Genomic DNA, 13291 nt, shown 5'->3' on the forward strand with positions numbered 1-13291 from the left:
TGGCGGGTGTCGATGCGCCCGGCAAGTTGTTTACGCGCGGCCCAAGGCAATGCCTGGAGCAAGGCATCGCTAGGTTCTGCCAGCCATTGTCGAGTGATGCGTGCCTGCTCTTGAGCCGTTTCAGCCCGCCAATGTTGCACGGAGCTCCAAAGCAAAAGCGCCACTGGCAACAGCAGCATGGCCAGGCACCGACCCAGTCGCTTCATTTAGCCACTGGACCCTGGGCCAGCACACACGCGAACCGCTGCGCCCGAAGGCGGTCGGCCTGAAGTGGCAACGGCGCTTGATGCGTTAGGTGCTCGGTGTCAGCCATCGGCCTGGAGCAGCTCCAGTTGGCGCTGGGCGTGGGCCGCATCGCAATACGCCGCCAGCATCGCCAGCACCTCCTCGTAGCCCAGCTTGCGGCCATTGCAGGCAAGGCCTGCGGACATGATACGAATCTGCGGCCGCGGCTTTTTCAACGCCATCGCCTGGTTGCCGAAGAACTGCAGTTTGACCACACGGTGCTTGGGCAGCGCAGCTTCGCTGCTCAGTTCGAGGGTCTGCACCATGACCAGGCCTTCATCCTTGACCGCGATATCCTCGACCTCGGCCATATCGACCGGGGCGTCCAGGGTGTCGACGTACAATTCCCGCCGGGTCAGACGCATGAACACCTGGGTGCCTGCATTGCGGTGCTGCCAGGTCAGGGCAGCGGCCACGCAAACGATAAACAGCACAAATATAACTGCACCCATGCGCTGCGAGTTGAACGTGACAGCCAGCAGGATAAGCGCGCCCACCAGAAGAATCGGCCCCCAGATTTTATAGCGCCGGGAATTGGTGAACTCGCTTTGCTCAGGCACGCGTTCGATCACCTTTTTGAGTTCGGCAATCACTCGTTCCCGCTCGGCAGCACGGGTTTGATCGTAGGCTTCGCCGAGCGAGCCGGAAAGCTCGGACAGCGGGTCGTTAGGTTCAGCCATGTTCAATCGCCCTCACACGTCACTGCTGCTTGGCCAGGTAATCGGTCAGAAATGCCTGCGCATTGCCTTGACGCGACAGCCCTTCGGAGTAGCCAACCTGGAACGGTTGCGGCTCGCCAGGCAAGTACAACTCACCGCCCCAGCCACCCTGAACGATCAACACCACGAACTTATTGCCATCCACGGTGGTGAAGTAGCGGGTGTCCTTGGCCGTCTTTTCCACCTGCATCTTCTGTATGCGCATGTTCCAGTCGTGATCGACACCCTCGACCTGAACCAGTGCTTGATTGGCAGCACGCTCGCCGATACGTAGCGTCCACACTTTGACGCCCTCCGTGCCCATATAGGCAACCACCTGTTCGGCCACCTCTGGCCGCTGCTCTGCCTGGGCCTGGCCCAGGCAAAGCAGGAGCGAGGCAACCAGTAAGAAAGCCCATTTGCGATAAGCGAACATTTTTACCATCCTGATGCCAAACGATCGGCCATTGAAAACAGCTGCGCCGGGGCTGCCAACCCCAGTGGCTGGGCCGCACAACAAATGGGCCGTCAAGCACAATGGTTGTTGCCAAAAATGTGCGGGGGTTACCATTTCTGCACACGCCGCCGCCACCCAAGGATGATTCGCGTCATGCCATCGACCAGCCCCTACTTGGACACTGATTTTTCCTTCGACAGGCCGGGGGTACTCGCCAAAGCTGGCGTGCTGGACAGCCGCAAGGCCCGAATAATGGGTAGCGCGACCGGCCACTATCGTGCTCAGACAGTGCATGCCGGGTTGCAATACTTCGATTGCAACCTGCAGTTTCCGGAGCCCCTTAAAATCGACAAGGTGCTTCCCCAGAGCCTGTGCATCGTGCAACTGTTCGACGGGACCTGGCAGCACACCGTCGACGGCAAATTGAACCGCTATACACCCGGCCAGCTGCACCTGCTAGGCCTCGGCGAAAGCCTGGAGGCGCAGGACCAGTTGCCTGCCGACAGCCATGCACGCATGGCTGGCGTTCGAATCGCCGGCCACTACCTGCAAGAGCTGGTGGAGGATGAAGCACAGCTGATGCCCTTGCTGGCGTTGACGGCAGATGGCATGCGCTTTGACCAGTTATCGCAGTGCCCGGCAGTGAGTCGCTTGCTGCAGCAACTGTATTTGTCGCCCTACACCGGCGGGCTCAGGCGCCTGCATTGCGAAAGCCTCAGCTTGGCCATCGTTCTGGAACTGGCTAGGCACCTTATCGGCCCTGCGCAACCCAGCCACACGCCGGATCGCGGGCTACGTGACCTGGCCATCGAAGCCCGCCGCCTGCTCGATGCCCAGCTCAGCGCCCCGCCCACCGCGGCCAGCCTCGCACGTCAGCTGGGCGTGGGCGAAACCACCTTGCGCCGGGCTTTTCGCAAAGCCTTTGGCCGGCCTATTCTGCATTACGTGCGCGAGCAACGCCTGGAGTTGGCCCGCCGGCTTTTGCTGGAGCGGCGCTGGCAGGTGTCGCAGGTTGCCTACCAGGTCGGCTATGCCAACCCCGCGAACTTCTGCCATGCCTACAAAGCTCATTTCGGCCACCCGCCAGGCAGCGAATAGGTTATGCACCCACCGCTCGGGGCAGAAGGTGCCACGATGAACGTCACTTGGCACGCGCAACGCGCCAGCGGCATCACAACACGATAAGGACTCATGCATGTCACGCTGGCGATGGATATTGGCTCAACTCACGCGACGCCTATGGGTCCGTGCGACCTTGATCGGTATGTTGGGCGTTGCTGCCGCACTCTTGGCAGCGTTGGCTGAGCGCTTCACTCCCTGGCACCCGGCAACCGAGATGGGCGCTGATGCGGTGTATGACATCCTCACCATCATCGCCTCGAGCATGCTGGCGGTGACCACATTCTCGCTCAGTGTCATGACCTCAGCCTACGGCTCAGCTGCCAGCAACGTCACGCCTCGTGCGACCCGCCTGCTGATGGAGGACACCCTGACGCAGAACGTGCTGTCGACGTTCATTGGCTCGTTCCTGTTCAGCATGGTGGGAATCGTGGTCTTGAAAACCGGTGCCTACGGCGATCGTGGGCGTTTCGTGCTGTTTCTGGTAACGGTGGCGATGATCGCACTGATCGTCGTTTCGCTGTTACGCTGGATCGACCATCTAACCCGGCTGGGCCAAGTCGGTGAAACCACGCGCAAAGTCGAGCAAACCACGCACCAGGCCATCACCGCAAGGCGCGAGCGCCCCTGCCTGGGGGGCTTGCCCTTGATAGGCGATTCGCTGCCAGTGGACGCACTGCCGATCCTGGCCAACACGGTTGGCTATGTGCAGTTCATCGACATGCAAGCATTGTCGCTGTGCGCTGAGGAGTATGAGGGTTTCGTGCACGTGGTGGCGATCCCAGGCAGCTTCGTGCATAGCAGCACCCCACTGGCCTGGTTCAGCGCCACGCCTGGCCGGGCAAACGACCAAGCGCTGATTGAAGCCGTCAGAGATGGCTTCACGGTTGGCGATGAACGCAGCTACGATCAGGACCCTCGTTTCGGCCTGATGGTCATGAGCGAAATCGGCTGCCGGGCTCTGTCGCAGGCCTTCAACGATCACGGTACTGCCATCGACGTCATCGGCCGCCTGACACGGCTGTTGAGCCTGTTCACCGAACCTGCCGCGAAGGAACACATCGACTACCCCAGGGTTCAGGTAGCTGCTTTGGCGATGAGCGACGTATTCGAAGATGCCTTCATGCTGATCGCCCGAGATGGTGCAGCCCATATCGAAATCCAATTACGCCTGCAAAAATGCCTCCAGGCACTGGCCCAGTTGGGCGATGCAGACTTTCGCAGCGCCGCGCTGCAACAGGCCGCCTTGGCCTTCGAGCGCGCCGAACAGGCGCTGGCACTGGAATCGGACAAGCACCGCCTGCGCTGCGCCATCGAGGCTGCGAGAACGCGTTGAGGCAACAAGGCTTGCGCAGGGGCAATGCCGGTCAGGTAAGTCAGGTCGTTTACTTATCTACTGGGGCCGTGTAATAGCCCTTCGCAGATTCGCGGTGGAAGCGGGTTAACCTGAATAGGGCTGCTAAGCAGCCCCAATTGGCTTAGCTGACTGGCATGGCGCACAGATGGATCATCTGCGGCAGGTTAGCGGCTGCCGCGCTGCGCCAACGGGATCACTCCCACTCGATAGTCGCTGGCGGCTTGCTCGACACGTCGTAAGTCACACGGGAGATGCCGTCGATTTCGTTGATGATACGACCGCTGACGGTTTCCAGCAGTTCGTACGGCAGGTGCGCCCAGCGCGCGGTCATGAAGTCCACGGTTTCAACGGCGCGCAGTGCCACGACCCAGGCGTAGCGACGGCCGTCACCAACCACACCAACCGACTTGACCGGCTGGAATACCACGAACGCCTGGCTGGTCTTGTGGTACCAGTCGGCCTTGCGCAGCTCTTCGATGAAGATGTGGTCGGCGCGGCGCAGGATGTCGGCGTATTCCTTCTTCACTTCACCGAGGATACGCACGCCCAGGCCCGGGCCTGGGAACGGGTGGCGGTAGACCATGTCGTACGGCAAGCCCAGCTCCAGACCGATCTTGCGTACTTCGTCCTTGAACAGCTCGCGCAGCGGCTCGACCAGCTTGAGGTTCATTTCCTCGGGCAGACCGCCGACGTTGTGGTGCGATTTGATCACGTGGGCTTTGCCGCTCTTGGCGCCGGCCGACTCGATCACGTCAGGGTAGATGGTGCCCTGGGCAAGGAACTGGATGTTCTCGAGCTTGCTGGCTTCGGCGTCGAATACGTCGATGAAGGTACGGCCGATGATCTTGCGCTTCTTCTCCGGGTCAGCTTCGCCTTCGAGGTTGTCGAGGAATTGCTTTTCAGCGTCGGCGCGGATCACCTTGACGCCCATGTTCTCCTTGAACATGGCCATTACCTGGTCGCCTTCGTGCAGGCGCAGCAGGCCGTTATCGACGAATACACAGGTCAGCTGGTCGCCGATGGCGCGGTGCAGCAGCGCGGCAACCACCGAGCTGTCGACACCGCCGGACAGACCCAGCAGCACATTGGCCGAACCGACCTGCTCACGCACCTGGGCGATGGCGTCTTCAACGATGTTGGACGGGGTCCACAGGGCTTCACAGCCGCAAAGGTCCTGCACGAAACGGGACAGGATGCGACCGCCTTGCTTGGTGTGGGTCACTTCCGGATGGAACTGTACGCCATAGTAGCCGCGGGCATCGTCGAACATACCGGCGATTGGGCAGCTCGGGGTGCTGGCCAGCACATTGAAGCCGGTTGGCATCTGGGTGACCTTGTCGCCGTGGCTCATCCACACGTCCAGGCCCAGAACGCCATCGTCGTCCACATGGTCTTCGATGCCATCGAGCAGGCGGCTCTTGCCAACCACGTCGACGCGGGCATAACCGAACTCGCGCAGCTCCGAACCTTCGACTTTGCCGCCCATCTGCTCGGCCATGGTCTGCATGCCGTAGCAAATGCCCAGCACTGGTACGTTCAGGTCGAACACGGCCTGCGGGGCACGGGGGCTGTTGGCTTCGTGAACCGACTCGGGGCCGCCGGCGAGGATGATGCCACGCGGGTTGAATTCGCGGATCGCTTCATCGTCCATGTCGAACGGGTGCAGCTCGCAGTACACGCCGATTTCGCGCACGCGGCGGGCGATCAGCTGGGTGTACTGGGAACCGAAATCGAGAATCAGGATACGGTGAGCGTGAATGTCGAGGGCCATGACTCAATCTCGTCAGTGGAAATCGGAAACGACGCGGGGCTGTCGTGACAGCCCCGCTTTCATGTTGTAGCTGGAAGCCTCAACCTACACGGTAGTTAGGGGCTTCTTTAGTGATCTGTACGTCATGCACGTGGGACTCGGCCATGCCGGCACCGGTGATGCGCACGAATTCCGGCTTGGTGCGCATCTCTTCGATGGTCGCGCTGCCGGTGTAGCCCATGGACGAACGCAAGCCGCCCATCAGCTGGTGAATGATCGCTGCCAGGGCACCTTTGTAAGGAACGCGGCCTTCGATGCCTTCCGGTACCAGCTTCTCGGCACCAGCCGAAGAGTCTTGGAAGTAACGGTCGGAGGAGCCTTGCGCCTGTGCCATGGCACCCAGCGAGCCCATGCCGCGGTAAGCCTTGTAGGAACGGCCCTGGAACAGCTCGACTTCACCCGGCGCTTCTTCGGTACCGGCGAACATCGAACCCATCATTACGCAAGAAGCACCTGCGACGATGGCCTTGGACAGGTCACCGGAGAAGCGGATACCGCCGTCGGCGATCAGTGGCACGCCAGTGCCTTCCAGTGCTGCGGCGACATTGGCGATGGCGCTGATCTGCGGCACGCCGACACCGGCAACGATACGGGTGGTGCAGATCGAGCCTGGGCCGATACCGACCTTGACGGCGTCAGCGCCGGCTTCGGCCAGGGCCTTGGCCGCAGCGCCAGTGGCGATGTTGCCGCCGATCACCTGCACTTGCGGATAGGTTTCTTTAACCCAGCGAACGCGGTCGATCACCCCTTTGGAGTGACCGTGGGCGGTGTCGACGACCACGACGTCAACACCCGCAGCCACCAAGGCAGCAACGCGCTCGCCAGTGTCCTTGCCAGTGCCGACCGCAGCGCCGACGCGCAGGCGGCCTTGGTCGTCCTTGCTGGCCAACGGGTAGGCCTTGGCCTTTTCGATGTCCTTGACGGTCATCATGCCCTTGAGGTTGAACTTGTCGTCAACGATCAGGACTTTTTCCAGGCGGTGTTTGTGCAGCAGCTCGCGGACTTCGTTCTTGTCGGCGCCTTCACGCACGGTGACCAGACGCTCTTTGGGCGTCATCACGTCGCGGACCTTGGCATCCAGACGGGTTTCGAAGCGCACGTCGCGGGAGGTGACGATACCGACCAGGTCGCCGTTCTCCAGTACCGGAACACCGGAGATGTTGTTCAGGCGGGTCAGGTCGAACAGGTCGCGCACGGTTGCGTCGGCGTCGATGGTGATCGGGTCCTTGACCACGCCAGCCTCGAACTTCTTGACCTTGCGTACTTCGCCGGCCTGCTGTTCGATGGTCATGTTCTTGTGGATGATGCCGATGCCGCCTTCCTGGGCCATGGCGATGGCCAGGCGCGCTTCGGTCACGGTATCCATGGCAGCGGAAACCAGCGGAATGTTCAGCTCGATGCCACGAGTCAAACGGGTCTTGAGACTGACTTCATTGGGCAGTACCTCGGAATAGCCAGGTACAAGGAGGATATCGTCGAAGGTCAGGGCTTCTTGGCTGATACGCAGCATCGCGGGGGCTCCCGGGCGGGAAAAATGGAAGCGCGCCATTATACTCATGCACGGCGCGCCGCTCAATGCAAAATAAGGGCCTTCGGTCAGCCTTGTGGCAGTTTTACCTGCACCACGGCCACCGGCTGGTCGAGCCAGTCGGCGAAGCTGTCGAGAAAGGCCTGAGTGAACCCGGCCTCGCCCCAGTTGTTGAAGATGAACCCAAGGTTGGAAAAGGCACATGGCTGCAGGTAGATGAAGCCGTTGATGTCGTCTTCATGGCCGCACAGTGGGCACGTGAAGTTGTCGCTGACACCCGGCATCCACTCCTCCAGGCTTTCGAACAGCGGCTCACCGACCTCGCGCCTGCATTGCGGGCAACCAGCTTCTTCGAGAAAACCTTCGGTGGGGGTATAGATGCAGCGCTTGAGCATCACCTCCAGGCCATTGACCTGCTCGCCGAACGGCAGCTTTTCAGGGTGCAGGGCCACTTTGCGCGCCCCTTCGGCCAAGGCATGGCCCATACGGTTGCCGGTACGGCCGCAGGTGCTCAGTTGCTCTGCGACGACCTTCTCGCGCACCAGCCAGCGCACAATGGCGCGAGCGCGGGCCTCGTGCACCGGCACGGTGGACAGCTTGGGGACGATGATGCTTTGGGTGTTCATGAACGGGAAAAGCCTGAAAGACTGCGGTAATGGCGCAATTCTACCGCTCAACCGGCCAGGTAGCGACCGATCAGCGCCAGGCCGCTGGCAAGCACCAGCCAGGTGACCAAACGTACGAAGGCTTCGCGAGACAACCTCATGCTCAATCGACGGCCAACGAACAGGCCGATGAACATCACGGGCAACAGGCAGGCCGCCAGCATCAACAAGCTCGTATCGGCATACACCCCGGCGATCAAAAACAGCGACAGGCGCACCAGGGTACTGCAACTGATCAACGCACTCTGGGTTGCGCGCACCTGCTCTTTGGCCTGCAAACGTGCACTCAGGTAAATCGCGTATAAGAAGCCGCCACTGCCGAACAAGGCGCCAAACAGCCCGCCAACCGTTCCCATTGGCACTGCCCACAAGCCCGACAACTGCGCCGGGCGGACCTTCACCGCCAAACCATAGATTGCGTAGGCCGTGACGAACAGCCCCATCAGCAGCAACAGCAGGTCGGATTTGAGATGCAACAGAAACACCACGCCCAGGGTGCAGCCCAGGGCCATGCACGGCAACAGACGCAGCAGTTCTGCGCGCGCCACATCGCGGCGTGACGGCAGCAGGTTGCCAAAGGCGGCGACGAAATCCAGCAGCACCAGAAGCGGGATGATCCGCGATAAAGGCATGAAGTGGATCAATACCGGGCCGGCCACCAGGGCGGTGCCGAAGCCGGCAATGCCAAAGACGATGTAGGCGGCGGCGATGGCAAGCAGAATGGGAAGCCAGTCGGCTGAGTTCAGGGAGAGTTGGGCGAGCATCTTGCTGGGTCCTGAAGTCCTTGGGTGTCGCTCGCGAAGATATCACTGTAATGGCCAAGGGGATGCGCTTGAGTCACTGGCGCCCACAAGTACAGCGCCGGCAGAAAACCCGAGACATGCCCTCCACCACGCCTTTATCATGCCCCCATGATCAGAGACCCTTTCGAACGACTCGGTCTGGACCGCGAAGTCCTTACCGTCAGCCAACTCAACGGCCGCGCCCGGGTGCTGCTGGAAGACGTGTTCCGCAGCGTCTGGGTGGAAGGCGAGATATCCAACCTCGCCCGCCCGGCTTCCGGCCATCTCTACTTCACCCTCAAGGACAGCGGTGCCCAGGTACGCTGCGCGCTGTTCCGGCAGAACGCTACCCGTGTACGCCAGGCACTGCGCGATGGCCTGGCGGTGCGGGTGCGCGGCAAGGTCTCACTGTTCGAGGGGCGTGGCGACTACCAACTGATCCTCGATACCGTCGAGCCGGCCGGTGATGGCGCCCTGCGCCTGGCCTTCGAAGCACTCAAGGAAAAACTCAGCGCCGAAGGACTGTTCAGCACCGAGCGCAAGAAGCCGCTGCCGGCCCACCCGCAACGCATCGGCATCATCACCTCCCCCACCGGGGCAGTGATTCGCGACATCATCAGCGTGTTCGGCCGCCGCGCGCCCCAGGTCGAGCTGAACCTGATCCCTACCGCTGTGCAGGGCCGCGAGGCGGTCAACCAGATCGTGCGCGCCTTGCAGCAGGCCGATAGGCTTGGTTTCGACGCGCTGATCCTGGCCCGTGGGGGTGGCTCGCTGGAAGACCTCTGGTGCTTCAACGAAGAAGCCGTGGCGCGCGCCGTGGCCGCTTGCGTGACACCAATCGTCAGCGCCGTGGGCCACGAAACCGACGTGTCGATCAGCGACTTCGTCGCCGACGTGCGTGCCCCGACTCCCTCGGCCGCTGCCGAGCTGCTGGCCCCTGACAACAGTGGCCTGCAGCAGCGCCTGGACGGCCTGCAACGGCGCCTGCTGCTGCGCATGCGCAACCGTCTGGCTCACGACCGCCTGCGCCTGGAGTCGATGACCCGCCGCCTGCGCCACCCCGGTGAGCGGCTGCGACAGCAAGCACAACGCCTGGACGACTTGGACATGCGCCTGCGCCGTGCATTTACACTCAACCTGAATCAGCGGCGCGAGCGCCTTGCACGCCTCGATACGCGCCTGGCCGCGCAGCATCCGGGGCGCACGCTGAAGCTGCTCGGCCAACGCCTGGACAGCCTCGCCGAGCGCCTGCCACGGGCCATGCGTGATGTCCTCAAGGACCGCCGCCAGCGTTTTCAGGCGCAACTGCAGACGCTGCAGGTGGTCAGCCCGCTGGCGACCCTGGCCCGTGGCTACAGCATCCTGCTCGACGAGCATGGCCAGGCCATCCGCTGCGCCGCCCAGACCCGCAACGGCCAGCGCCTGACTGCGCGCCTGAACGAAGGCGAACTTCAAGTACGGGTCGAAGACAACCACCTGACCCCGGTCACCCTCTCACTACTGGACTGACACATGCCGCGCCTGTTTGCCCACCTGCTTGCCCTTTCTCTGCTGCTACTGGCTGCAGGCGCTCAGGCCAGCTACATCACCCGCACGCTGAACAAACCGGTGCCCGGTGGCGTGGCGGTGGTAAACCTTGGCCCAGCGGCAGTTGCGCCTAGCGCGCGTTTCGACGGCAAGCCGGTGCTGGTGGTCAAGGAGCAGGACGACTGGCTGGCCATCGTCGGCATCCCACTGACGCAGAAGCCAGGCACCGCTACGCTGACCCAAGGCGGGCGCAGTCTGGCCTTCAAGGTTGGCAGCAAAAAGTACCCCGAGCAGCACATCACTTTGAAGAACACCCGCCAGGTCAACCCCAACCCAGAAGACCTCAAGCGCATCGATCGTGAATTGGCTGAACAGATCAAGGCATATCGTAGCTTCAGCCCGGTGTTGCCGAGCAATCTGATTCTCGACAAACCGGTCAGCGGGCCGCTGTCGAGCAAGTTCGGCGTACGCCGTTTCTTCAATGGCGAAGAACGCAATCCCCACGCCGGGTTGGACTTCGCGGTGCCCGCCGGCACGCCGATCAAAACGCCAGCAAACGGCAAGGTCATTCTGGTCGGTGATTACTTCTTCAATGGCCGCACGGTGTTCGTCGACCATGGCCAGGGCTTCATCAGCATGTTCTGCCACATGTCGAAGATCGATGTGCAGGTCGGCCAGCAGCTGCGCCGCGGCGAGGTGGTCGGGCGGGTAGGCGCCACAGGGCGCGCGACCGGGCCGCACATGCACTGGAACGTCAGCCTTAACGATGCACGGGTCGATCCGGCGATCTTCATCGGAGCGTTTCAGCCCTGAGATCGTAGCGCCAGCTGCGCGGGTGAACCCGCTCCCAGCAGATATTCGAATGCCTTGAGATGTGCGCCAACCTGTGGGAGCGGTTTCTGCCGCGAACAAGCTGGCGCAGATAGAAGTCAGTTGTATCCAAATCGATCGCGACGCCCGTTGAAGCGGGTGCAAACACCATGGCGCTAGCACGGGTAGCGCGAGTTCAACCATGTTGCGCCATCGAAAAATACTGAGCAATCAGCGGTAAACAAACCCAAAAAGCCAGCTATAAAATCCTGCATCCAAGCTTTTTTTAAGCATTTATCTCAATTTTTTTCGAACGCTTGCCAACCCCCAGCCCACTGGTTAGGGTTGAGGACATGAAAACCTTCAGCACCCTCATCTTGCTCCGACAACATCGCAGCCTCTGCCTGGTCAGCGCTCGACTACCAGGCTGAATCGCGTCGCCTCGCCTCTTCATCTCGTTATCGCTCGGCAGGCCCGATTTCGGCCGCACACAAAAGGATTGCTTCCATGACCATGCTCAAAGACCCTTCGAAGAAATACCGCGCCTTCCCAACCATCGACCTGCCTGACCGTACCTGGCCGTCGAAAACCATCACCGCAGCGCCCATCTGGTGCAGTTCCGACCTGCGTGATGGCAATCAGTCGCTGATCGAGCCGATGGATTCTGAGAAAAAGCTGCGTTTCTGGAAGACTTTGGTGCAGGTCGGGGTAAAAGAAATCGAGGCATCGTTCCCGTCCGCTTCGCAGACCGATTTCGACTTCGTGCGCACACTCATCGAAGACGGCCATATCCCGGACGACACTACCATCCAGGTGCTCACCCAAGCCCGTGAGGATTTGATCGCCCGTACCTTCGAGTCGCTGCGTGGGGCCAAGAAGGCCATCGTCCACCTGTACAACGCTACCAGCCCGTCGTTCCGCCGCATCGTCTTCAACCAGGACAAGCAAGGCGTGAAGGATATCGCGGTGAATGCGGCGAAACTGTTCGTCAAATATGCCGCCCAGCAGCCGGAAACCCAGTGGACCTTCCAGTACTCGCCAGAAACCTTCAGCGCCACCGAGCTCGAGTTCGCCAAGGAAGTCTGCGATGCGGTCATCGAAGTGTGGAACCCGACGCCTGAGCACAAGGTTATTCTCAACCTGCCAGCGACCGTGGAAGTGTCCACGCCGAACATCTACGCCGACCAGATCGAATGGTTCTGCCGCAACGTCAGCCGTCGCGACAGCGTGATCATCAGCCTGCACTGCCACAACGACCGTGGCACCGGTATCGCGGCCACCGAACTGGGCCTGATGGCTGGCGCCGACCGTGCCGAAGGCTGCCTGTTCGGCAACGGCGAGCGCACAGGTAACGTCGACCTGGTGACCCTGGCGCTCAATCTCTATACCCAGGGCATCGACCCACTGTTGGACTTCTCCGACATCGACGGTGTGCGCAAGGTGGTCGAAGAATGCAACCAGCTGCCGGTGCACCCACGCCACCCCTATGTGGGCGACCTTGTTCATACGGCGTTCTCCGGCTCGCACCAGGATGCCATCCGCAAAGGCTTCGCCAAACAGCAGGACGGTGAGCTGTGGGAAGTGCCATACCTGCCAATCGACCCAGCCGACATCGGCCGCAGCTACGAAGCGGTGATCCGCGTCAACAGCCAGTCGGGTAAAGGCGGCATCACTTACCTGCTCGAGCAGGAATACGGTATCAGCCTGCCGCGCCGCATGCAGATCGAGTTCAGCCAGGTCGTGCAAGGTGAAACCGACCGCCTGGGCTTGGAAATGACCGCTCAGCAAATCTACAGTTTGCTGCACAAGGAGTACCTGCAGGCCAACGCGCCGTATGCCCTGGTCAGCCATCGTCTGCAGGAAGAAAACGGCCACAGCGCCGTGGAAGTGGAAGTTGCCGGTGAAGGCGAAACCACCCTGCACTGGCGCGGCAAGGGTAACGGCGCCCTGGAGGCCTTGGTTGCCGGCCTGCCGGTGTCGGTGGAGATCATGGACTACAACGAACATGCCATCGGCGCCGGCACCAATGCCAAGGCGGCGGCATACATCGAACTGCGTGTGGCCGGCGGCCGTCCAGTGCATGGTGTAGGCATCGACGAAAACATCACCACCGCCAGCTTCAAGGCTCTGTTCAGCGCACTGAACCGCTCATTGAGCCAGCAGGACGCCAAGGCAGCTTAAGCTCAAGGGCGGCACTCAAGAGCCCGCATCCTGGATGCGGGCTTTTTTTTGTCCGACGTTAGGGGGCGGCGC

General features: G+C 61.5%; 11 protein-coding genes and 1 pseudogene. 5 read left to right on the plus strand and 7 right to left on the minus strand.

Annotation, left to right across the window (positions count from 1 at the left end):
• The 3 genes and pseudogenes from J5M56_RS23165 to J5M56_RS23175 all read right to left on the minus strand — a co-directional run.
• Nucleotides 1–206: pseudogene (locus tag J5M56_RS23165) on the minus strand (hypothetical protein); the annotation flags it as partial.
• 99 nt (nucleotides 207–305) lie between these two features.
• A complete protein-coding gene (locus J5M56_RS23170; RefSeq protein ID WP_207937860.1) occupies nucleotides 306–965 on the minus strand; it encodes a hypothetical protein in 660 nt (219 codons plus the stop codon).
• 19 nt (nucleotides 966–984) lie between these two features.
• Nucleotides 985–1419, minus strand: a complete 435-nt coding sequence (locus J5M56_RS23175; protein ID WP_060479347.1) for a hypothetical protein — start codon at nucleotides 1417–1419, stop codon at nucleotides 985–987.
• 174 nt (nucleotides 1420–1593) lie between these two features.
• Here J5M56_RS23175 and J5M56_RS23180 point away from each other — a divergent pair, with 174 nt between their 5' ends.
• Both J5M56_RS23180 and J5M56_RS23185 read left to right on the plus strand, forming a co-directional pair.
• Nucleotides 1594–2538 carry an AraC family transcriptional regulator gene (locus J5M56_RS23180; RefSeq protein WP_207937861.1) on the plus strand — a complete coding sequence of 315 codons (945 nt, stop codon included), beginning with the start codon at nucleotides 1594–1596 and terminating at the stop codon, nucleotides 2536–2538.
• Between the two features lie 97 nt (nucleotides 2539–2635).
• On the plus strand, nucleotides 2636–3895 hold the full coding sequence (locus tag J5M56_RS23185) for a DUF2254 domain-containing protein (protein WP_207937862.1): 1260 nt from the start codon (nucleotides 2636–2638) through the stop codon (nucleotides 3893–3895).
• A 214-nt stretch (nucleotides 3896–4109) separates the two neighbouring features.
• On the opposite strand, the gene guaA is transcribed toward J5M56_RS23185, so the two are convergent.
• The 4 genes from guaA to J5M56_RS23205 form a co-directional block, all read right to left on the minus strand.
• Nucleotides 4110–5687 carry a glutamine-hydrolyzing GMP synthase gene (gene guaA, locus J5M56_RS23190; protein WP_060479351.1) on the minus strand — a complete coding sequence of 526 codons (1578 nt, stop codon included), beginning with the start codon at nucleotides 5685–5687 and terminating at the stop codon, nucleotides 4110–4112.
• A 79-nt stretch (nucleotides 5688–5766) separates the two neighbouring features.
• Entirely contained in the window at nucleotides 5767–7236 is a 1470-nt protein-coding gene (gene guaB, locus J5M56_RS23195; protein ID WP_060479352.1) for an IMP dehydrogenase, read from the minus strand.
• An 86-nt stretch (nucleotides 7237–7322) separates the two neighbouring features.
• Nucleotides 7323–7880, minus strand: a complete 558-nt coding sequence (locus J5M56_RS23200; protein WP_060479353.1) for a hypothetical protein — start codon at nucleotides 7878–7880, stop codon at nucleotides 7323–7325.
• 47 nt (nucleotides 7881–7927) lie between these two features.
• The gene (locus tag J5M56_RS23205) at nucleotides 7928–8683 is read right to left on the minus strand and encodes a sulfite exporter TauE/SafE family protein (protein WP_060479354.1); all 756 of its coding nucleotides are present in this window, start codon (nucleotides 8681–8683) and stop codon (nucleotides 7928–7930) included.
• Between the two features lie 147 nt (nucleotides 8684–8830).
• On the opposite strand from J5M56_RS23205, the gene xseA reads away from it, so the two are divergent.
• The 3 genes from xseA (at nucleotide 8831) to leuA (ending at nucleotide 13219) form a co-directional block, all read left to right on the plus strand.
• The gene (gene xseA, locus J5M56_RS23210; RefSeq protein WP_186477735.1) at nucleotides 8831–10210 is read left to right on the plus strand and encodes an exodeoxyribonuclease VII large subunit; all 1380 of its coding nucleotides are present in this window, start codon (nucleotides 8831–8833) and stop codon (nucleotides 10208–10210) included.
• A gap of 3 nt (nucleotides 10211–10213) precedes the next feature.
• Nucleotides 10214–11041 carry a M23 family metallopeptidase gene (locus tag J5M56_RS23215; RefSeq protein WP_207937863.1) on the plus strand — a complete coding sequence of 276 codons (828 nt, stop codon included), beginning with the start codon at nucleotides 10214–10216 and terminating at the stop codon, nucleotides 11039–11041.
• A gap of 504 nt (nucleotides 11042–11545) precedes the next feature.
• Nucleotides 11546–13219 (plus strand): 2-isopropylmalate synthase, encoded by a 1674-nt coding sequence (leuA, locus tag J5M56_RS23220; RefSeq protein ID WP_207937864.1) that lies wholly within the window; start codon nucleotides 11546–11548, stop codon nucleotides 13217–13219.
• The last annotated feature ends 72 nt before the right edge of the window (nucleotides 13220–13291 follow it).

It is taken from the genome of Pseudomonas sp. 51_B, from assembly GCF_017491595.1.
Lineage (GTDB): Bacteria > Pseudomonadota > Gammaproteobacteria > Pseudomonadales > Pseudomonadaceae > Aquipseudomonas > Aquipseudomonas promysalinigenes.